This window comes from Enorma massiliensis phI, from assembly GCF_000311845.1.
Taxonomy (GTDB): Bacteria; Actinomycetota; Coriobacteriia; order Coriobacteriales; family Coriobacteriaceae; genus Enorma; species Enorma massiliensis.
In genome coordinates, this window is record NZ_HE978575.1 from 121,477 (window position 1) to 143,421 (window position 21,945).

Annotated in this window: 16 protein-coding genes and 1 pseudogene; 16 read left to right on the top strand and 1 reads right to left on the bottom strand. The window is 62.4% G+C overall.

The window, feature by feature from the left end; genetic code table 11:
* The first annotated feature begins 347 nt into the window (after window positions 1-347).
* The 16 genes and pseudogenes from HGEM_RS07245 to HGEM_RS10065 form a co-directional block, all read left to right on the top strand.
* Window positions 348-1,103 (top strand): hypothetical protein, encoded by a 756-nt coding sequence (locus HGEM_RS07245; protein WP_154646831.1) that lies wholly within the window; start codon window positions 348-350, stop codon window positions 1,101-1,103.
* Window positions 1,104-1,313: 210 nt separating this feature from the next.
* The gene (bilS, locus tag HGEM_RS07250) at window positions 1,314-1,838 is read left to right on the top strand and encodes a flavodoxin family protein BilS (protein WP_035101732.1); all 525 of its coding nucleotides are present in this window, start codon (window positions 1,314-1,316) and stop codon (window positions 1,836-1,838) included.
* Window positions 1,839-2,091: 253 nt separating this feature from the next.
* Entirely contained in the window at window positions 2,092-3,285 is a 1,194-nt protein-coding gene (locus tag HGEM_RS07255) for a DUF362 domain-containing protein (RefSeq protein WP_019128764.1), read from the top strand.
* A gap of 344 nt (window positions 3,286-3,629) precedes the next feature.
* Entirely contained in the window at window positions 3,630-4,658 is a 1,029-nt protein-coding gene (locus HGEM_RS07260; protein ID WP_019128765.1) for a hypothetical protein, read from the top strand.
* A 278-nt stretch (window positions 4,659-4,936) separates the two neighbouring features.
* A complete protein-coding gene (gene trhA / locus HGEM_RS07265) occupies window positions 4,937-5,794 on the top strand; it encodes a PAQR family membrane homeostasis protein TrhA (protein WP_230197245.1) in 858 nt (285 codons plus the stop codon).
* A gap of 141 nt (window positions 5,795-5,935) precedes the next feature.
* Window positions 5,936-7,294: a hemolysin family protein gene (locus HGEM_RS07270; protein WP_019128767.1), complete on the top strand. Its 1,359-nt coding sequence runs from the start codon at window positions 5,936-5,938 to the stop codon at window positions 7,292-7,294.
* A 120-nt stretch (window positions 7,295-7,414) separates the two neighbouring features.
* Window positions 7,415-8,071, top strand: a complete 657-nt coding sequence (locus tag HGEM_RS07275) for a cyanophycin synthetase family protein (protein ID WP_019128768.1) — start codon at window positions 7,415-7,417, stop codon at window positions 8,069-8,071.
* A gap of 94 nt (window positions 8,072-8,165) precedes the next feature.
* Complete coding sequence (locus HGEM_RS07280; RefSeq protein ID WP_019128769.1) at window positions 8,166-8,549, top strand: YtxH domain-containing protein; 384 nt, start codon at window positions 8,166-8,168, stop codon at window positions 8,547-8,549.
* Window positions 8,549-9,322 carry a hypothetical protein gene (locus tag HGEM_RS07285; protein WP_019128770.1) on the top strand — a complete coding sequence of 258 codons (774 nt, stop codon included), beginning with the start codon at window positions 8,549-8,551 and terminating at the stop codon, window positions 9,320-9,322. Before HGEM_RS07280 ends, HGEM_RS07285 begins: the two co-directional genes overlap by 1 nt.
* Window positions 9,323-9,810: 488 nt before the next feature.
* Window positions 9,811-10,818, top strand: coding sequence for a polysaccharide deacetylase family protein (locus tag HGEM_RS07290; protein ID WP_230197246.1), 1,008 nt, complete (start codon window positions 9,811-9,813; stop codon window positions 10,816-10,818).
* A 371-nt stretch (window positions 10,819-11,189) separates the two neighbouring features.
* On the top strand, window positions 11,190-12,605 hold the full coding sequence (locus HGEM_RS07295) for a polysaccharide deacetylase family protein (protein ID WP_019128773.1): 1,416 nt from the start codon (window positions 11,190-11,192) through the stop codon (window positions 12,603-12,605).
* A gap of 320 nt (window positions 12,606-12,925) precedes the next feature.
* Window positions 12,926-14,839, top strand: coding sequence for a magnesium transporter (locus HGEM_RS07300; RefSeq protein ID WP_019128774.1), 1,914 nt, complete (start codon window positions 12,926-12,928; stop codon window positions 14,837-14,839).
* 7 nt (window positions 14,840-14,846) lie between these two features.
* Window positions 14,847-16,091 carry an NRAMP family divalent metal transporter gene (locus HGEM_RS07305; RefSeq protein ID WP_035101577.1) on the top strand — a complete coding sequence of 415 codons (1,245 nt, stop codon included), beginning with the start codon at window positions 14,847-14,849 and terminating at the stop codon, window positions 16,089-16,091.
* A gap of 517 nt (window positions 16,092-16,608) precedes the next feature.
* Window positions 16,609-18,315, top strand: coding sequence for a nucleoside/nucleotide kinase family protein (locus HGEM_RS10060; protein ID WP_019128776.1), 1,707 nt, complete (start codon window positions 16,609-16,611; stop codon window positions 18,313-18,315).
* A 146-nt stretch (window positions 18,316-18,461) separates the two neighbouring features.
* The gene (locus HGEM_RS10610) at window positions 18,462-18,587 is read left to right on the top strand and encodes a hypothetical protein (protein ID WP_019128777.1); all 126 of its coding nucleotides are present in this window, start codon (window positions 18,462-18,464) and stop codon (window positions 18,585-18,587) included.
* Window positions 18,588-18,597: 10 nt separating this feature from the next.
* Window positions 18,598-19,263, top strand: a pseudogene (locus HGEM_RS10065) (DeoR/GlpR family DNA-binding transcription regulator); the annotation flags it as partial.
* 342 nt (window positions 19,264-19,605) lie between these two features.
* On the opposite strand, the gene HGEM_RS09790 reads toward HGEM_RS10065, so the two are convergent.
* Window positions 19,606-21,864: an acyltransferase family protein gene (locus HGEM_RS09790; RefSeq protein ID WP_019128779.1), complete on the bottom strand. Its 2,259-nt coding sequence runs from the start codon at window positions 21,862-21,864 to the stop codon at window positions 19,606-19,608.
* Window positions 21,865-21,945 lie beyond the last annotated feature (81 nt).

Below are 21,945 nucleotides of genomic sequence, written 5' to 3' on the forward strand. Positions count from 1 at the left end.
AAGAGCTGGCCCGTCTGTTTTCCGCCGCCGAAGATTCCGGAACCTGCCTGTACGTTACCGAGCGTTGCCTTCGCAAATCGCTTGAGCGGAGGATGCGCGACGGGAGCGCCGTGTGCCCGCATCGGTCTTTGTACGCCCGCGCGCCGTATTGGCACGCGTTGCGTCCCGACGACCAAGCGCTGCATATCATACGAGGCCTCCAGCAGGCTCATCCCTCATGGGTGTTCTGCGCTCAGTCCGCAGGGCTGGTATGGGGCCTACCCATTTCGTATCGCAACCTCACGCCGATCCATGTCATTACCGGATCGCATCGGCAGCCCGCAGGCCAGTCAATCACGGCCCACGCGTTGCGCGACGAATCCATCCAGATGGTCCGCGGTGTGCGGGTGACGACGCTTCCGCGCACGGTGTTCGATTGCCTGCGCGCTGCTACCTTTGTCGACGGGCTTGCCATAGCCGACCGGTCGCTACGCATGTATGCCCCGGAACAGCGTCGCGAGTTTCGTGGCGAGCTCAAGCGCCTGTCGTACAGGCGCAAGGGAGGGCGGCGTGCCGTCGGAATCATGGGATATGCGGATGCGCGCAGCGAGAGCTGGGCGGAATCTGCGGCTCGTGCACTCATCATCATGCAGGGCTTTGCGTTGCCGAAGTTACAGGCGCCGTTTGACCAGCCGTTCAGTCCCGGACATGTCTATTACGTCGACATGCTCTTTACGCGCTCAGATGGCAGCAAAGTGATTGGTGAGGTGGATGGCAACGAGAAGTATTGGAACCCGTCGATGCTCGCGGGACGTTCCACCGCGCGCGTGCTCGCGGACGAGCAGCACCGCGAATCCGAGCTCACGATGTATGGCATGCCGCTGATGAGGATATCGGTCGATGACATCGTGCATCCCCAGCAGTTCTATAGGAAGCTCAAGGCGTATGGTATTCCGCAAAGCGATGCAGCTGCTGAGAAGGTGCGGAGACTGGCGAAATCCGCTCCGGGGAGCGCGCTGTTCTTTGCATCGATGCCCCTGCCGAGACCGAAAGAGCTGAAGCTCATGTTGCAGAAGGCCGGGCTGGAAGAAGGTCAAGTGGGGGAGGGCGAGGTGTCTGATTGAGCCCCATTGCAAGTGGATTCACTGGCTTCTTTACGTTGAAGCCCTCATTTTTGTATGCTTATGCCTCAAAAATGGACCAGAATGAGGACTTCAACGCTAAAGGGGGCGTGGAAGATGCGGGCGAATGGCCTACATGGCAACCCGCTCATCGTATGTCGCGCCATAATGGGTACAAAGGATGAGGTTATAGGAACGAAGACGGGAGCAAGCATGAGGTGTCTTATTGTGGTGAGTAGCGCGGGCGGAAATACCCGCATGGTGGCGGAGCATCTGGAGCGCGAGCTGCGCAGCGCTGGATGCGAGGTGCCCGGTGTCGCGGATGTCGCCGCGGTGAGTGAAGACGAGACCCGTGCTGCCGACGTGGTGCTTGCAGGCTTTTGGACCGATAAGGGCGATTGCGCCCCCGAGATGGCGACGTTTTTGGAGCGTTTGTCCGGCAAGCGCGTGTTCCTGTTCGGCACGGCGGGGTTCGGGGGCAGCCCCGAATATTTCGAGCGCATCCTGGGTAACGTGCAAAAGCACCTCCCTGCCGATGCGGAAATCCTTGGTACGGCGATGTGCCAGGGGAAGATGGGCGCTGGCGTGCGCAAGCGCTACGAGGCGATGCTTGCCGAGAATCCCGGCGACGCCCGCATCCAGGCGATGATCGACAACTTCGACGCGGCGCTCGCACATCCGACCGAGGAGGATGTCGCGCGAATCACGGCTGCTGCTCAGCGCGCACTCGGCGTGTGACGCATGTGTTAGGTGAGACACTTGTGCCGGGTGAAACTGTCTCATTCGCGACACCGGTGCCGGGGGATGCTGCCATGCTTGCGGCGCCCCGAGGCGTAATCTGCCGACGCCCCGTCTTTCGCATGGTTCTAGTCCTAGACTTCGTTGATTGCATGGGCTGGTTTTACGGCGCGCGCCTCGCCCCAACGGTCTCACTTCGGCGATAATAAACGCACGGAGCTTTCAGCGGAGGGGACATATGGAAGGAATGCATATGGCAGAAACCACGCCGGCCAAGGTTTATTTCACCAACTTGCGCTCGTATGGGCGCGAGAGCCAGCTCGACAAATTGAAGCGGCTCATCCGCCGTGCGGGCATCGACCAGATTGACTTCGAGAACAAGTTCGTCGCCATCAAGCTGCATTTTGGCGAGCTTGGCAACCTGAGCTTCCTGCGCCCCAACTATGCGCGCGCCGTGGCCGACGTGGTGAAGGAACTCGGCGGCAAGCCGTTTCTTACGGACTGCAACACGCTCTACGTGGGCAGTCGCAAAAACGCGCTCGAGCACATCGACTGCGCGTACCAAAACGGCTTCACGCCCTATGCGACGGGCTGCCAGGTGATTATCGCCGACGGCCTCAAGGGTACCGACGAAGTGCCCGTTCCGGTGAAGAACGGTGAGTATGTGCAAGAGGCGAAGATCGGCCGCGCGCTCATGGATGCGGACATCGTTATCAGCCTTACGCATTTTAAGGGTCATGAGCAGGCCGGCTTTGGTGGATGCATGAAGAACCTCGGCATGGGCGGCGGCAGTCGTGCCGGCAAGATGGAGCAGCACGCCGCAGGAAAGCCGAGCGTTACCACCGAGCTGTGTGTTGGATGCCGCGCGTGCGAGCGCATCTGCGCACACGGCGCGATCAGCTTCGAGGGCACGCGCGAGCGCGAGCTGGCGAACGGCACCACGCGCACGGTGCCCGTTGCATCGATCGACCATGACCGCTGCGTGGGCTGCGGGCGCTGCATCGGCGCGTGCAACCAAGATGCCATCGCCCCCGGGTACGACGCTGCCGTCGATGTACTCAACTGCAAGATCGCCGAGTACACGCAGGCCGTGGTGCAGGATCGTCCGAACTTCCACATCTCCATCGCCATGGACATCAGCCCCAACTGCGATTGCCATCCAGAGAACGATACCCCCATCGTGCCTGATCTGGGCATGTTCGCGAGTTTTGACCCCGTGGCGATCGACCAGGCTGCAATCGATATGGCGCTTGCGGCGCCCGCGCTCCCCAATACCGAGCTCACGGACATGCGCGCCAAGCTCGAGGCGGGCGACGGCGTGCCCGAACGCTGCGAGCACGATCACTTCAACATGACGCACCCCGACACCAATTGGCGGAGCATGATCGAGCACGCCGAGAAGATCGGCTTGGGTACGAGCCGCTATGAGCTCATAGAGGTGAAGTAGGCGAAGAGGAGAAGTAGGCGAGGGTCAGACCGTTCGGACATCTCGGCCTATCTGGGGCCGTGCTCCACGTGTGCACCGGGCGGGGCTGCGCGTCGAAGTGGGGCCGCCCGTCCATCCGGTTCGCCTTCGCGCCTACCTTGTCATCCGCCTGTTCCTCAAAGCGTCGCATAACTCAATGATGGGGCCGAAATTCGGGCTTCGTCGTCGAGTTATGCGACGCTTTTTTGACTATGCTGTACAGAACTGCACAGCAACGTTTGGAGTGCGTCCGCAGCCTTTGGTATGCCCGCGGTTGGGCGTGTCGTCAATGCGAGGCGCGGCGTGCATGGGGCAAGGAGGCGACCATGGACATCCCGGTAGTTCTCTCCCATCGAACGGCGGCGCTTATCCGGAGAACGGAGCATTTTGAACGTCTGCGTGCAGCAGCGCGGGCAAACGGCGAGCGCTATGGCGTGGCCCCGTATGTCGAGGAGAGCGATCTGCCCGATATCGGCCTCTCGGCATCCGGCCTCAAGGCATCGGCCATCGTGCAGCGCATCCGGAGCGCGTTATCGACTTGGGGAATCCCCGACCGGGACCTCGTTCGGCTCGACGTGATGGTCCCCTTTGCGGAAGATCGTGTGCGGACGCGCGGCATGGCCTGCCATGCACTCGGCCGTGCGATTGGAGAGAACGACGTGTTCCCGGTGGCGAGAGGCCTCGTGGCGGTGTCGGATGCACTGTGCTTCGCGCAAGCGGGGGCTTGGATGGGCAGCATGGAGCTCATCGAGTGGGCGTATGAACTTTGCGGAGCCTATTTCCTTCCCCTCGATGGAGACTACGCGGAGCGACCTGTGTGCTTGACGCGGGACGAGCTACGCTGTCAGCTCGAGCGCTATCGGGGCGTGCGAGGCACCGCGCATGCGCTGCGAGCTCTCAACTCGGTGCGCGACGGCGCGCGCTCGCCCATGGAGACGGCGCAGGCAATGATGGTTTCCTGCCCAAAATCGATGGGCGGTCTCGGGTATCGCCATATTGTGCTGAATCATCGCGTTGGTGTGCCGCCGGATTATTCCCGGTACACGTCAGCCCCATATTACGAAATCGACCTGTTCGCACCGGTGCGTGGTGTGGGCGTGGAATACGACGGGGATGAACATAGCGAAAAGGCTCGTCGTGGACACGATGCCGAGCGCATGAACGTGCTTTCCCTTATGGGATACGACATCAAGGTACTCACGAGTGTGCAGTTTTCTCGGCAGCTGGATATGCATCGGGCGATGAACGGGATCGCAGCATCGATTGGCATCAAAGTGCCTTCTTCTGCGAAGTTTCAGCAGGCGCAGGAGCAACTCCGCCGCTTTGTCACGCGCAGATGGTGCAACGGGAGTTGACAGTGCGGCGGAGTTGAAAATGCAGCGGAGTTGACGGTGCAGCGGAGTTGACAGTGCAGCGGAGTTGACGGTGCGCAAGGATACGTCGAAAGCGTCGCATAACTCTGGGGTGAAGCCCGATTTTCGGCCTTACCGTCGAGTTATGCGACGCTTTGTCGGTAATGCTTGCAGGGCGCGGTCTGCCGGAGGAGGGTGTCGAGAGTCTTCCCGAGGGATATGTGCCTCCCGCATTCTGCTATAGTTATGCAGACCCTATCTATGGAGGATGTACCGCCCGTATGGCAGATTCGAGTGACAGTCCCCGGCCGCAGTCGACAACGGCTGCGGCGGAAATCGTTGATGTAGCTGATCCGAGCTCTTCGGCATCGGTGAGTGGCGGCGCGGCGTGTGGCTCTGCAGTGCCTCCAACGGCGCTCCCGGATCCTTGCGCCACGTGTCGCAAGCGTCGTCGGTCGTGCCCCAAGTATGCTCAGGACAACAAGGACGGCTCCTCGGCCGGGCAGCCTCTCTACACGCTCGGCGAAGAGATCGCCAATTCCATCACGCACGGCATTGGCGTGCTGCTTGCCATCGCCGGGCTCGTGTTGCTCATCGTGAAGGCGGCCCTCGGCGGAGCCGATTCAACGCACATCATCTCGGCAATCGTCTTCGGCGTGACGCTCATCCTAGAGTACCTGGCTTCCACGCTCTACCACGCCATCCAGGTGCCCGCGGCCAAGCGCATTTTCCGTATTATCGACCACAGCAGCATCTACCTGCTCATCGCTGGTAGCTATACGCCGTCTTGCCTTATCACGCTCGCGCCGTATGGCGGCATCGTGCTGTTCGTCGTGGTGTGGGCGCTCGCGTTCGCTGGCGTGTCGTTCGAGATCATCGGCCGCCAGCGTCAACCTCGTTGGGTGACCATTCTCATCTATCTCATCATGGGCTGGCTCGTGGTGTTCCGTTTGCCGCAGCTCTTGCAGGCGCTCGACCCGGTGGCGCTCGCGCTGCTGGTGGTGGGCGGCCTGTGCTACACCATTGGTACGGCCTTCTACCTTATGAAGAAGATTCCCTACATGCACAGCGTGTGGCACCTGTGGGTGCTCGCGGGAAGCATTTTCATCTTTATGGCGGTGATCCTCTTCGTGATCTGACCTTTCCGGCGGCACCTCGCCCCGCCGCCTGCCGCGTCGCGCAGCGCGCACCAGCCGCGTTCAATGTGAGCGCATGGCATATGGCTCCGCGCCGGCATCACCGCATTCCGTACCCAACCGAGGAGGTTCGAACTCGTCCCTATGGGCATATTTATTTCCATCGTTGCTACCCTCTTGCTCACGCTGCTCAACGGTTACTTTTCGATGTCCGAGATGGCGCTTACCACCGCGAAGCGCGCCACGCTCGAGCATGACGCCGAGGAGGGCGACAAGCGCGCCGCGCGCGCACTCGACCTCGCAACCGACTCCACGGACTTTTTGGCCACCATCCAGGTCGCCATCACGCTCGTTGGCTTCTTCTCCGCAACCGTCTCGTCCAACACGCTTTCCGAACCGCTTACCGCGTGGGTGGAATCGTTCGGTATCGCGCCCCTTACCGCAGTGGCGCCGGTGGCCTCGCCGATCGTCATCACGCTTATCGTGTCGTATCTTTCCATCGTGATCGGCGAGCTCGTGCCCAAGCGCATCGGTCTTTCGGACGCTGAGGGCATGGCCAAGGCGGTTGCGGGGCCCATCGGTACGTTCCGCAAGCTTGCGAAGCCCCTCGTGTGGCTCACGCAGGCAAGCGCGAACGGCATCAGCGCGCTTCTGGGCATCAAGAGCGCCGACGACCGCCAGAACGTCTCGGAGGAAGAGATCAAATACATGGTCTCGGAGCAGGACACCCTGCTCGACGAGGAAAAGCGCATGATTCACGAGATTTTCGACCTGGGCGACGCAGTCGCGCGCGAGGTCATGGTGCCTCGCGTTGACGTGCAGATGGCCGAGGACACCGACACGGTGAACGAGGTCATGGAGCTCATGCGCCGTACGGGTTTCTCGCGCGTGCCGGTGTATCGTGAAGACGCCGACAACGTGGTGGGTATCGCGCACATCAAGGATCTTGTGGGCATCGCGCTCGGCGGCAGCGGCAGCGAGCCGGTGGGCGCGCATCTGCGCGACGTGACGTTCGTTCCGGACACCAAGGACATCCTCCCGCTCCTTTCCGAGATGCAGACCGCGCACGACCAGATCGTGGTCGTGGTGGACGAGTATGGCGGAACGGCCGGCATCATCACCATCGAGGACATCGTGGAAGAGATCGTCGGCGAGATTGAGGACGAGTTCGACCCCGACAACAAGTACCTCACGCGCCTTTCTCGTCGCGAGTGGCTCGTAGATGGTCGCTTTAGCTGCGACGATGCAGAAGAGCTCGGTTGGCCCATCGAGGAGAGCGATGAGTACGAGACCATCGCCGGCTGGATTATGGATGTCTGCGACGGAGTGCCGGATATCGGCGAGGTATTCGAGGTCGATGGGTACCGTTTCAAGGTTCAGTCTATGCGCGGACGCCGTATCTCGCTCATTCGCGTGATCGCGCCAGAGGAGCCCGAGCCTGCGGCAGCGGAGGAGGCTGCCGAGGGCAGCGACACCTCGGAGGATGCCGAAAGCGAAGCGTGATAAAACGAACCGGGTTCGTTTTATCACGGTGCGTTCTCTCACCCGATGCACCTGATGCGGTACGATGACAGGAAGAACAACCCGCCGCGCAAGACACCTGCGGCAGAGGATCGGAGAGCTATGGCGAGCCTGTTCAACATCATGAAGATCACGGTCGATGACACGAAGGCCCGCGCCAGGGTGCTCGTGAACCCTGGTATGCCGCTCATGACCTCGGAAGATATCGAGGCCACGGCGCGCGTGTACTACCTCGCCCCGGCGATCGCGCAGCACGCGTGCTTCGGCGACGCGGGCGAGAAGTTCCAAGACTGCATGGGCGACACGGAGCTCGCGCATCTGCTCGAGCACCTTACCGTCGAGATCATGAACGAGACGGGCCTTGCCGGTGATATTTCCAGCGGCCGTACGCGTTCGGTCGCAGAGGACCCGCGGCTCTTTGAGATCGAGCTTTCCTGCCCCGATGACGCGCTGACCATCGGCGCGCTGTCTTCGGCTTCGTTCATGATGGAATGGGCGTTTTTGCATCCAGATGTGACGGCGCCGGATTTCGCTGGTACGGTTGAGGCGTTGCGCCAGCTCGTGCTGAGCCTGCGCGGCGAGAGCGAGCCGGATGATGGCGCGGCTGCAGAAGGCATCGAGGCCGAGGCAGAATCCGACGCCGAGCTCGAGGCGGGCGAAGGCCAGCAGGTTGAGGCCAGTGCCGATGCCGCAGGCGCAGAAGAGGATGCATCCTTCGCCGCAGCGCCCGGCGATGCCGCGCAGGATAGCGAAGCGTAACGTTTACGGATGCCCTGCCGGGCCGCGCGCTCGGCGGGTATAATAGGCGAACACGAAGTCCACGTGACGGAGTCAATAAGAAGGGAAGACACGTATGGGTAAGGCCTTCAGCTTCATCGCCGGCGCCACGATTGGCGCCGCTGCCGGCACCATCATCGGCATTCTCGTCGCCCCGCGTTCCGGCGCCGAGACCCGTGCCATGGCCGCCGATATGGCCAACGACGCTTGGGATAGCGCTCGTGATATGTACGAGCAGGGCAGCGAGCAGGCTCGTGCGGCCGTGAGCGACTTCGGTCCCATGGTCGACGCGAAGACCGATGAGCTGCGCGCCAAGGTCGATCTGGCCCGCGAGCGCATGGATCAGCTTCGCGAGACCCTGAACGACGCCATCGCGGGCGCTACTTCGATGCCCACGGTCGAAGTCGAGGTTGAGGTCGCTCCCGGCGTCGACGCTGACGAGGCTTCCGCCGAGGCGTAATGCGCACCAAGGATTTCCAAGGCGTAAAAATCTACCGCATCCCGCCCGAGGCCAAGCGTACGCGCAAGGATGGTACCCCGCGTGACCCTAAGCGCTTGGGAAAGGTGCACTTCCCCGTGTTCACTGCCGATGGCAGGAGCGTGGTTGGCTTTATGGTCTCCCCGCCCGACGTGGCGGGGATGATCAAACAGCCCGACCGGTTCGTTGCGCGCGATGCCGTTCGCGTATATGAAGGCGTTATCGCGGTGGACGACGCGAAGGGTTCCTATGATGTCGCCGCTGCCAAGCGTCTAGGCATCGACCTCGACACCTGCATCATCTGGACCGGCATGGACGTGGTGACCGTTCAGGGAACCAAGCTCGGCTATTGCTCGGACGCCGCGTTCAACCCTAAGACGGGCGCGGTCACGAGTTTCACGCTCACGGGCGGTGCGGCAGCCGCCGCGCTGCTCGGCACGATCGAGATGCCCGTGCGCTATCTCAAGGGCTATCGCGATGGCGCGATGATCGTGGATGACGAGGCGGCAACTCTTGAGCTTTCGGGTGGCGCTGCGGCGAAGGCAGGCGAGGCGAGCGCAAAGATCGGCGTGAGGGTCAAGCAGGGGGCCAAGGTTATTGACGAGAAGGGCTCCGTTGCGGTCGAGAAGGGGTCGCGCGCGCTGGGCAAGCAGCTCGGCAAGACGCGCGGCATGTTCTCGGCGTTCAAGGACGAGTTCAAAAAGGCATCGGGGTCTGCGAGCTCGTCGTCGGCCAAGGGAAAGCGCTCCTCGTAACACCAAATCGGTGGACGCTCGAGAACTCGCGCGTCTGTGCTCATGGGGAGGAAACCATTGCTTAATCACACTACTTCCTACCCGCCCAAGCGACCGCAACCGCGGCGCAATCAGAAAACGACGGGCTATCAGCTGCCCCGTGGCAGGGCGCGCTCTGCGCGCAGGCCGGGGGCAACGTACCTCAACCATTCTCAAGGCTTCGGTAGTGCCGGCCATAAGCGCCGCGGTGGCAATTCCGCGCGCGGTCCTCGCCGCTCCCAGAACAACAGGCGCAACAGCACACGGCGCACCTATGCCTTCATGATCGTTGGCTGTGCCCTGCTTTTTTCGTTGCAAGTGTTATCTGGTACCTCAACCGCAGCGTTACGGTAACGCTCAACGGCTCCGAAACCAGCATTCACATCAACGCTACCCTAACCCAGCTCATCGAAAACGAGGGGCTCGACGAGTCGTGCGATGCGGGCGACCTGCTTGCCGTAGACGATAGCGTGCTCGAGCGAGGTGGCGGCGACCGTTACGCCGTCACGCTTGACGGCGAGGACGTTGCGATGGGTGACCTCGATTCCGTGCACCTGGCCGGCGGAGAGACGGTCGAGGTCGCCGACGGCGCTGACGTCTACGAGGAACATGATGTAGAGGCAACCGAAATCGCCCCCACGATCACCGTCGAGGGGACGGGCGCCATCGGCTTCGTGCGCACGTGGGGCACCCCCGGGCGCTCTGAGGTCTGGACGGGCAAGCAGTCGGGGATCGTCCAGGACCGCGGCGTGGTGCAAGAGGTCCAGAACTGCGAAGTCGTGTACCGCTCTGTGTCGCCCGATGGCGACGGAAAATACGTCGCGCTTACTTTTGATGAGGGGCCAAGCTCACATACTCAGGAGATTCTCGACGTGCTTGAGGAGAAGGGCGTGCATGCAACCTTCTTCCTGCAAGGGGAGACGGTCGCGCAAAATCCGTCGGCAGCACGCGCCATAGCCGAGGCGGGCCACGAACTCGGTTCGAATGCCTACACCGACACGCGCCTCAGCGCGCTTTCGGGCGAAGACCTGAGGTCGCAGCTTACGAACGGCTTCGCCGCCATCAAGGACGCGACGGGCACAACGACGAGCCTGCTGCGCGCTCCCTACGCGGCATTTTCGACCGAAAACTGGGCCGAGAGCATGGACCTTGTGAGCGCGGTGGTGTCGTGGAACATCGACTCCGGCGACTGGCTGCTGCCCGGTGCGGACACCGTGGTGAGCAACGTTACCGGATCGGTTCGCAGCGGCAACATCGTTCTTCTTACCGACAGTGAGGCCACGGGAGCCCAGACGGCCGAGGCACTCGGTACGCTTATCGATCGTTTGCAGGCGGATGGCTTCACCATCGTGACGCTGAGCGAGCTCGTGGCGACGGACGAGGACCTCGCCGAGGAGCTCGATATCTCCAAGGTCTCGATGCCCGAAGACGCCGTGCTGCCCACGGTGCCGACCGACGATGAGGGGTCTAGCGCGTAGCGTACAGGCGCGCGGGCGGTGCGTCGTGAGGGCCTGGCGTATGGCTGCGCCGTGAGTGCGTGGGCAGCGCGCCGTGGTGACCCCGCGTGCGGGCGTTGCGCTGCCTGCGCCGCGGGCTTTCGGGCGGTGCGCTGTGGACACGTTGTAGATACTTAATAGAACTGTATAAGCGTTCTTTAATGGTTCCCTTAAGCAATGGTTAATGTTCGCGCGATGTGCCTGCCGCCGCGAGCGCTCCACGCTAGACTTGGTGTGATTGAAGCAGGTAATGCAATGCGTGGCAGGATGCGCGATCGAGAAGACGGTCCTTTCGCGCAGCGAGGTTTGATGCCGTGCGGTACGGGGGTACCGGGCGGTGGGAGTTTGGGGCCATGGGCAAGCGCGATCACGTACAGGTTGGAAAAGCGACCAACCTACATTACGGCTCGGGCAAGGGGCATCATGTGCATGCCTCGCATCCGGGTGCGGGGCATCGCAGCGGACAGGCCTCGGGCGCGAGCCATATCGTTTATGCGAACAACGCGAGCCGCCGGTTCTCGGCAACGGAGCGCGCTGCCCGCGCCGAGGCTCTCAGGGCGCGTATGAACCGCCCTCGCCGTCCACCGAATATGAAGGCGCTGGCCGTGGTGCTTGCTTGTGTGGTTGTGATTGCTGCGGTGGGCGGATGGTATTTCTGCCTGCGCAGCGTGACCGTGACGGTCAACGGGACAGAGGTTTCGGTGCGGGTGGGAACGCCGCTCAGCGCCGTGCTCGAAGATAACGACCAGTTCGGCGCGGTGCCGGGGCGGCTGCTTTCCGTAGGCGGTAACGTGCTTTCTCAGGATGGCGGCAATCCGAGCACGGTAAGCCGGGCCGGCGAGACGCTCACACCCGATGAGGTCGAGCAAGCGCGCGTGCAGGAAGGCGACGAGTTCACCGTCTCCAACGGCACCGATGCCGAGGAGCCGTCGAAGGAGGAGACGGTCACCATGGCCCCGGGCATCCAGAAGGAATCCGGCGGCGCGGTGCAGTACGTCTCTCAATGGGGAAAGGCCGGCAAAAAGCGCGTCAAGACGGGCGAGACCTCGGACGAGACAGTCGATGTCGAGGTGCTCGAGGAGCCCCAGGACATGGTGGTGTCTTCGGTAAACCTGAGCCCCGAGGGCGGCAAGTACGTTGCGCTGACTTTCGATGACGGTCCGAGCAAGTACACGCCTCAGATTCTCGAAATCTTGGAGGAGAAGGACGCGAAGGCAACGTTTTTCAACTTGGGAGCGCAGGCACAGGGCAACCCGGCTGGCTCCAAGGCTATCGTCGACGCAGGCCAAGAGCTAGCGAGCCATACCATGGCGCACCAGAACCTGCCCAAGGCAGACCGCGAGACGCTGCGTTCCGAAATCTCGAACGCCGCTTCTGCGCTCAAGGATGCGTCGGGCAAAGACGTGCAGATGATCCGTGCTCCGTACGGCGCCTTCACGGATGTTGAGTGGGCTCGTTCGGGCGACCTTATCTCGTGCAACGTGCTCTGGAACATCGATACGCTCGACTGGGAGCGTCCGGGTGCGAGCGCCATCGAAGCTGCGGCATTGAAGGGCGTGCACAATGGCTCGATCATCCTCATGCACGATGGCGGCGGTAACCGCGAGCAGACGGTGGAGGCTTTGCCTGGCATTATCGACAGTCTTCGGGCGCAGGGCTATGAGCTGGTAACGGTGAGCGAGCTCATGAAGCTCGATGGCAGCATCCCCGAAGACGTGGTGAACGGTACCGTGAGGATGCCAGAGGACGCCGCTCTGCCCGAGGTATAACGACGTGAATCGCAGACACCGGGTGTCTACGATTCACATTTCGGTTGTAATTACGCGTAGCAGAGGCATCTGCTATAGTAGGTGAGCTGCGCTCCATTGCCGGTGCGAGTCAAACGGCCGAGCGGTGCCTCGCAGCACGAAGATAGGTTACGAGAAAGGCGTCAGGTGAAATCGAAACCTCGACCTCACAGTTGCTGACCCCTGCGGGTGCTCTAAGCGCGCGCAAGGGGTGAGAACCCGGCGTGCTGCCTATGGCGGCGAGCCGCGCACGCATAGCCTCTGCGGCCGGAGCTCTCTGGCCGTCGGGATGAAGGAGCACCATGAACTATCTCTCCGAGATGCTCAAGCTGCCCGTTCTGGATGTGAACGGCAATAAGCTTGGTGTTGTGAACGACCTCGGCATCGCTACGGGCGAGGTCTTCCCCCATGTCACCTCGCTCGCGTTCCAGGGACCGGGCAAGACGCCGTTCATGATTAGCTGGCGTAAGTACGTGGACCATGTGGACGAATCCGGTGTGCATCTCAAGGCGTGCGATACCGACGTTCGCTTCTCCTTCCTGCAGCCCGATGAGCTGCTGCTGGCGCGCGATATCCTCAACAAGCAGATCGTCGATACGCAGGGCCTTAAGGTCGTGCGCGTAAACGACCTGAAGCTTTCGAGTTCGGGCGAGAATCAGCTGCGTCTGCTCGGAGCCGAGGTGGGCATGCGGGGCCTGCTGCGCGCAGTGCATCCCGCCCTTGAGCACGTGGCGGCGCGCATCGCCCGCGCGGTCGGCAAGCCGCTCGAGGAGCACATCATCGCGTGGTCGTACATGGACCTGCTCGAACGCAGCACCCAGACCATCAAGCTCTCCGTGTCTCATAAGACGCTCGACGAGCTGCATCCGGCCGATATCGCCGATATCATCGAGCAGCTCGACCCCCGTTTGCGCGGCCAGGTGTTCGCGCAGCTCGATACCGCGCAGGCGGCCGAGGCGATCAGCGAGTTCGACGATGACGAGCTCGTGGCCGAGGTGCTCGAGGGCATGAGCGACCGCGATGCATCGTCTATGCTCGCCCTCATGGACCCCGACGACGCTGCCGACCTCATCGAGGAGCTCGATTACGAGAAGGCCGAGAAGCTCCTGCGGCTCATGGGCGTGAAGGAAGAGCGCGCCATCCGCAACCTTCTGGGTTACGAAGAGCACACCGCGGGCCGTATCATGACGAGCGAATTCGTCGCGCTGCCGGCGACCGAGACCGCGGCGTGCGCCATCGACGCCATTCGCGAGCTCGATGACGATTTCGAAAGCATCTACTACGTGTATACGCTCGACCCGGCGGGCGCGCTCACCGGCGTATTGTCCCTGCGCACCCTGATTGTCGCCGACCGCGACGCTCGGCTTTCGGACCTCGCGTACCGTGACGTGGTGTGGGTCGCGCCCGATGTCGACCAGGAAGACGTTGCAGACGAGATGGCCAAATACGACCTCGTCGCCGTTCCGGTATGCGATGAGAACCGCCATGTGCTCGGTATCGTGACTGTCGATGACGCGCTCGATGTCATCGCCGAGGAGCATGAGGAGGACCTGCAGATTGCCGGCGTGGGAGCGAGCGAGAGCGGTTCGGGCGAGGCGCCGCACATGCTTACGTGGTTCGCGCGGCGACAATATTGGGTGCTCGTATGGGCGATTGCCTCGGGCGTTATCGCTGCGGTGCTCGATGCGGCAGGCGGTGCGAGCGCATACGTGATCTACCCCATGTGCGCGATGCCGGTGGTGCTGCTCGCGGCGGACCGTGTGGTGTCGTTCGTGCGCAACTACTTCCTGGAGTATGACGAGCCGGAGGATGGCGGCAAGCCGTATCTGGGCTTTTTCCTGCAGACGGCGGGGCTCGGCGTGGTCCTGGCGGCGCTCATCTACCTTTGCGGCCAGCTCGTGCTCGGTGCGGCGTATCCGGACGAAGTCATCGCGATGGCGAGCGATCCGAGCTTCGCCCCCGGAGTGGGAAGCTCAGGTCAGGTTCCTGCCGAGGTGCTGCAGGTGCAGGCGGTCTCGATAAGCTTTGCCTGCGCGGCAGCCGTGGTGCTCTGCTGCTGCCTGGCTGCAGTCGGCTACCTCAAGCTGCTGTTTTGGCGCGATGAGCGCGACCTCAACACCTCGGGCACCGCGCTCGGCGTCTCTGCGGTGCTTGCGTCCTGCGTGGCGTATTCGGTGGCGGTGACGCTTCTCATGCTGCTCGCGGTGTGCTGGTAGGCGCGCCATGCAGGGGAGGGAACCGGGTAGTAAACTCACGCTCACCGCGGTGCTCGCGGCCATGGGGCCGGGGCTGCTCGCCGCGCTTGCGGGAAACGACGCGGGAGGTATCGCCACCTATTCAAGTGCGGGCGCATCCTTTGGATACGGAACGCTCTGGATACTGCCGGTTATGGCGCTCTTGCTCATCGTGGTGCAAGAGACGGCGGCACGCTGCGGATGCGTGACGGGCAAGGGCTTCGCCTCGCTCATCCGCGAAAAGTTCGGCGTGCGCCTTTCTGCCCTTGCGATGGGAGCGCTTCTGATTGCCAATACCGCGGTGACGATATCTGAATTTGCGGGTATCGCGAGCGGTCTTGCGCTCTTCGGCGTTCCGACGACAATCTCGGTGCCGCTCACGGCGCTTGTGATTTGGCTCATCACTATGAGCGGGAGCTTCGCTCGCATCGAGAAGATCCTGCTCTTGGTGAGCTGCGTGTTCCTAACGTATGTGGTGGCGGCGTTCATGGTGGGGCCGGATTGGGTGTCCGTGGCGCGCGCGACGGTGACGCCGCAGGTCATGGGGGACCCAGACTATGTGTCGCTTCTCGTGGCGACCATTGGTACCACTATCGCGCCGTGGATGATTTTCCTTGCGCAGAACAACGTGGTCGATAAGAACGTGCGCGAAGATGGAATCGTGCTGCAGCGCGTCGATACGGTGTCGGGCTCGGTCATCGCGTGCGCCATCGCGTGGTTCATCATCGTGACGACCGCGACGGTGCTCCATCCCGCGGGCATCGAGGTGGGCGATGCGGCCGATGCAGCGCTTGCGCTCGAGCCCATCGCCGGCCAGTGGTCGACGATTCTCTTTGGCGCCGGTCTTGTGGCCGCGAGTTTCCTGGCTGCTTGCGTTCTGCCGGGCGTGACGTCAAGCGCGATTTGCGAGGCATTTGGATGGGAGCGCGGCGCCGATCGCACGTGGGAAGAGGCTCCGACGTACCGAGGAATCATCACGGGCATCATCATGCTTTCGGCGCTGCTGGTAATTCTTCCCGGGGTCGATCTTTTCGACATCATGATGAGCGCCCAGGTTATCAATGGCGTGCTGCTGCCGGTGCTTCTCGTGTTCTTGGTGCTCATTGCACGCGACGCCCATATCATGGGCGATTGCCGGAACGGACGCATATGGAACATCCTCACCGTGGCCACCATCGCGCTCATAACGGTGCTCACGGTGGTGATGTTCGTGTTGCAGGCGTTGGGGTTTTAGCAGCTGTATTCATCCGGTGGGCGCCGGAGCTCTAGCGGATGTTGCTCGGCGACTTTCGGGCGCTGAGATTCTCGGGCGATATTCGGACAGTCAACACGTTTTCGGGCGACATCTGGACGCTCGGAGGCTCCTGAGCGTCCAGATGTCGCCCGACAATGCACTGCGCGTCCGATTTACGCCCGGAAGCGCTGCCGGTGTCCGGATCCAGCCCGACAACGCGCTGCGTGTCCGAAACCCGCCCGTTAATGCCATGGCGTCCGAATCTCGCCCGGCGGCAACCCCGAAGCCGTTCGAAACCCGCCCGTTAACGCTACATCGTCGCATCTCGCCCAAGAATAAAAACGGGCCCGCATCTATCCTGAGAACGTTGCAGAGTCCTCCAATGTCTACCGCGCAGACTTACGATATCTGCTGAGATGGGTCAGTGTGTCGCCGATAACCATGGGGCGGTACAGTAGCATTGTTAGCGTTATTGCATGTAGTGCAGTATGAGGCGTGTTACGAGAAGCCGGAGGCGATGGTGCAGATAGAGGCCAGTCAAGAGACGTTTGATGTCGAGGTTAACGACCAGCTGGTGGCAGCGAGCTATCGCACGGCAGATGTCGAGCGTGTGCTCCTTTCCTTGCTTGATGAAGCGGCCCGCCTCGAGCGCGAGCGGTCGGCGCGCATGGCTGCTTCGCATCCAGCGGCCTCGGCGTTCGAGGCAGGGAGCTCGTCGCGCTCTGCTGCTGGCTCTCATCAACAGCTCTTCTCTAGCAACGCGAAGGGGCCTGACCCAGCCGCTGCGCGGACCATTGTTTTCCTGGCCGCTCCTCCCGGTGCGGGGAAGTCGACGCTGGCGGCGGTGCTTGAGCGGCTCGCGCAGAGCCAGCCCGGTATGCCGCGCGTGCAGGCGGTCGGCATGGACGGGTTTCATCACACGAATACGTATCTCGATCGCCATACGCTTGATTGCCCGGACGGTAAGTCGGTGTCGCTTCGGAGCATCAAGGGAGCTCCGGAGACGTTTGATGTCGAGGGGTTTGCGCGTGCGTTGCATGAGACGCGCGTCTCGAGCGATCCGGTGCGCTGGCCGGCGTATAGCCGCGTGGTGCATGACGTGGTGGCGGATGGTCCCATCGTTAGCGCGCCGATCGTGATCGTTGAGGGTAACTATTTGTTGCTCGATGAGGGCCCGTGGCGAGACCTCGCCGAGCTGTGCGATCTCTCGATATTCGTCGAGGCGGACGAGGCGATGCTTCGCGAGCGGCTTGTTGCGCGCAAGGTGCGCGGCGGTCTCTCGCGCACAGAGGCGGAGCGGTTTTTCGAGCAAAGCGACGGAAAGAACGTGCGGCGCATCCTTGCGCACCGCTGCCCAGCCGATATAACGATAACGCTCGATTCGTCCGGGCGCATGCGGCGGCTCGAGGCGACCCCAGCCCTTGCTTTCTTCGATATCGACGGCACGCTGACGTGGGCAAGGGAAGGCGAGGCGGATATCGACGCTGCTCCCACCGATGCTGTAGGACTCGCGCTCGAGAACTTTGTGGCGCGCGGCAACCTCGCCGTGCTCTGCACGGGCCGGCCGTTGTGCAATGTGCCGCCGGCACTCAAGACGTTGCCGTTTGCCGGCATGGTCACGTTGGCGGGCGGGCACGTGGAGCTCGACGGTGAGGTCGTTCGCGATGTTGGGATGCCTTCCGATGTCGTTGAGCTGCTGGTTTCGTGTTGCGAACGAGCGCGCGTTCCGGCGTATTTTGAGAGCTCAAGTCGGGGTGTGGTGCTTGCCTGGCCGGGCGTGTTCTCCCTGTTCGATACATTCGGGGAGTTTTCTGAGCGTGTGGGCATCGAGGAGCTGCGGGGTGTGCTAGCCGGAATCGATGTGGGCAAAGTGGTGTTTGATAGCGAGCATATTGAGCGTCTGACCACAATGGCGCCCGCTATCACCGAGCGTTGTTCGGTGTGCAATATCGGCGATGGTCTGTATGAGGTGACCGTGCCGGGGATTACCAAGTTCGACGGCATGCGCTCCGTGTGGTCTGCGCTGCGCGAACGCGGCGTGCGGATAGGCACGGTGTACGGCTTCGGCGACTCGGAGAACGATTGGAGCATGCTTTCCGCTGTTGATGTAGCCGTGGCCATGGGTAACGCGCTGCCTGCCGTCCGCGCGAGCGCGGACTACGTGACCGATCCCGTGGGGGACGACGGCGTTGCCACCGCGTTGGAGGCCTTTGGCCTCGTGTAGGGTCGGGAGTGCAGGGCCTCGCGGTGTCCGGATTTCGCCCAACAATGCATGGCGTGTCCAAAAGCCACCCGCAAAGGGTCCGTTCATCCGGCTCGTGCTTAGGCGAAGCCGGGACCGTGCCTTGCGCGTGTCATAATGAGGCAAAGATGCTGCCAGCGGAGCACGAGACGATGGACGCTGCCGGCGGAGGGCGCGGCGGTTGCATCGCGGCATGGGAGGTTGGCCATGTGGAAGACGAGCACGAAGGAAGCGCTGAGGATTTCGGCGGATGAGCGCCGCGCGATGATTGTCGACGAGGTGAACGACCGAAGCTCGCTGCAGGTTTCCGATATCTGCGACCGCTTTGGTATCTCGGCGGTTACGGCTCGGGCGGACCTGGCGCAGCTCGAGCGCGCGGGCAAGCTGCGCCGCACACATGGCGGTGCCGTCTCCATCACGCGTTCCATTTCCGTTTCCTACCCCGACCAACGAATGAACCTCAACGTAGAGGCGAAGCGCGCCATCGCTGCGGCGGCTCAACGGTTTATCGACGAAGGGGATTCGCTGTTCATCGATTCGGGGACGACGACGCTGGAGTTTGTTCGCGCGCTGCAGGGCACGTCCCATGTCACCATTGTGACGAACGACCTCTCGATCGCGTCCTTCGCCGATGCCAACCTGCCGCATGCCGATATCATGGTGCTGGGCGGGGCACTTCGCAAAAGCCATCGGTACATCACCGGGCCCATCGCAAGCGGAATTCTCGATAGCCTTTCGCTGGACAAGGCCATCATGGGTACCGAGTCGTTCGACGCACGGCAGGGGTTCTCGACAGAGTTTATGGGGAATGCAGAGATAAAGCGCGGTATGCTGCTCCATTCAAAGACGCACATCATGTTGATGGATGCCAGCAAGGTACGGCAGCCAAGCTTTATGAGCTTCGCATCGCTAGACGATTTCGACGCAATCGTCATGGACGAAGATCCGGACGGCACGGTTGGCGCAGCCATCGAGGCAGCCCATGCCTCCACGCGGTTGATTTTGAGCCGGTCCTCACGCCAGGTTGGCCACGGGAAGAACGAGCTCGTTGGCAGGTCGGCGGGGTCATGGGGTGCGAGTCCGGCGGGGACGCACTTCGCGCAGTGGATGCGGCCGGCATGCCGGCGCACGACATGGGGCCGCGCGCAATCGCAGATGACAGGCGTGAACAGCGTCGAACATCGAGCGCGCATGGCCTCCGGTGCGGTGACGCGGGTTTATGCTGCGCGGCGCCTGGCACAGGCACGCGAGATTAAGCTGCGCGGCGCCCGGCTACGAGGCGTCGCTGTGCGAGCCGAACACCACGGCTCCGGCTTGCTCGCACGTCTTCTGTGCTTGGGCAATCACCGCTTGTACCGTCGTGTCGCGCGTCGCACCCTCAAAATGGAAGGGAAGGTCGTTCTTGACCTCGTTGTTCACGAGCGCGATGTACTCTTGGGCCCCGGTGCTCGAGAGATGCGTGCCGTCGCCGTCGAAAAGATCGTTTCTTCCCTCGCTATAGGCGTACCAGTCGATCACCCGAACGTTTTCGTAGCGCTCGGCGGCGCGCTTGAGGGCGTCGTTGGTCGATTGCACCCATTGGCGCGGGCTGCGCGTGGTGATGAACACGCAGATGCGGTCGGGGCCGACGACCTCCATAAGGCTGTCGATGGCGTCGTCGGTCACCGGGCCGTTTGTGCCCAGAGCGAAGACGACGATCCTACCGGCAAGATTCTGCTGCGCATAGTCCGAGAAGATGCCCTTGCCTGCGGCGAATTGGCGGTTCTTCGCCGCGTCGATGTGCCCATGGGTAAAGGTGTTGTTGAAGGTGTCGACGGTGCGAAGCGAAACCGAGTCGCCGATCATAAGGATGTCGTAGGCGTTGTCGGGGAAGCCGTCTTCGTCGGCATCGGTCGCGTCTCCTGCTTGTTGAGCATCGCTGCCTGCACCCTGCTGCGCAGGCTCTTCTTCCGTGCTGTCTTCGCCGGTCTGCTGGATGAGCTCTGCGCCCTCCTTGCTCAGCGCGGACGTGTTCGGGACGAAGGCGATGCCGCCCACCGCTACGAGTACGATTGCGCCTGCTATGGCGGTGGGAACAAGATGGCTCTTCGCGATGGCGGGTATCGTAGCCTTGCCGTCGCGAATCTTGCGTACGGTTGCCCCGAGCACGCCATGGCGGAAGGGCGTCTCGATGAATCGGTAGGATAGCTCGGCTGCTAGGAGCACGATGGCAAGCTGGACAAGATGCATCCACCAAGGCACTGCGGCTATGTTGGAAACGGGGTTCATGAGCGCAAGCAGCGGGTAATGCCACAGGTAGATGCTATACGAGCGCTTGCCCAGCCAGACAAGCGGCCCGGCGGAGAGGGCACGCGCAAGGATGCCCCTGGGCTGGACACTCGCCGCGATGACCGCGAGGCCCAGGATGGAGCACAGGACGGTGCCACCCCGGTACATGAAGGGCGTGTATCCGTTGCAGGCAACGGTCATGATCACGAGGCCCGCCAAGGCGAGGATGCCGATCGCATCAATCGCGCGCACCGCGTGGTGGGCTGGCGTATTGGCTTGGTTGCTAGCGAGGCGCTGCTGCCCGCCGATTTGCTTTCCAGTAGAGCCCGCCGTTATGCCAGCCTTTTCATCGCCGGGGCGCTCCGGCTCGCTGGCTTTCCCATCAGCGTCTGAGGCGGAATTCTCGGCACCTTGTCCCTGCGTTTTCGACGTGGCCCTTTGGGGAAGCAGCTTGCCAAGGCCGATGGTTTGCAAGAGCTTGGCCGGGCTCATGGAGCTCTCGGGGATGAACGCCAACCATGCGCCCAGCAGCATGGAGAACGCGCGGGTATCGGTGCCGTAATAGACGCGGCTCGGGTCGGCGGCGGGGTCGTAGAGCACCGCCATGGCGACGGCCGATACGGCGGCGAGCGCCACCACAATGCGGCGCATCCACGGGCGCTTGACGCGCAGCTTCAGCATGATGAGCAGGAGCACCGGCCACACGACGTAGAACTGCTCCTCGATAGCGAGCGACCAGAAGTGCGTGAGCGGCGAGGGATCGCCGAGTGCGTCGAAATACGAGACATTCTGCGCGATCTGCCACCAGTTATTGAAGAAGAAAAGCGACGGCAAAATATCGGGCCGCATCTTGGTGAGCATCACGTGGTTGAAGATCGTGCACAGAACGGCAACAACGACAACAAGCGTGATCGTTGCGGGTACAAGGCGCCGCACGCGCCGCACCCAGAACCGCTTGAGGTCGATTCGGTCGGTCTGTTCGAATTCCGCAAGAAGCAGGCGGGTGATGAGGTATCCCGAAAGCACGAAGAAGATCGTGACGCCCAGGAAGCCGCCTTGCGCCCAGGTGAGGTTAAGGTGGTAGAGCACGACGGCGACGACAGCGAGCGTGCGGATGCCGTCGAGGGCGGGGATGTAGCGCGAGCGGCGTTCCGTGTCGGGCGTAAGACGGCCTGCGGGCGCTTGCTCGGCGCTCGGCGTGGGGCGGCTTGCGGCCCGCTTCTCGGCGCCGCGCACGGGGAGGCTCGTCTGCTGCTTACTCATAAGGTAACCTCGTCATATATTCAAAGCCGATGACGGCGTGCGTTCGAAGGGGTTATTATTGTATAGCCTGTTGCACACCCA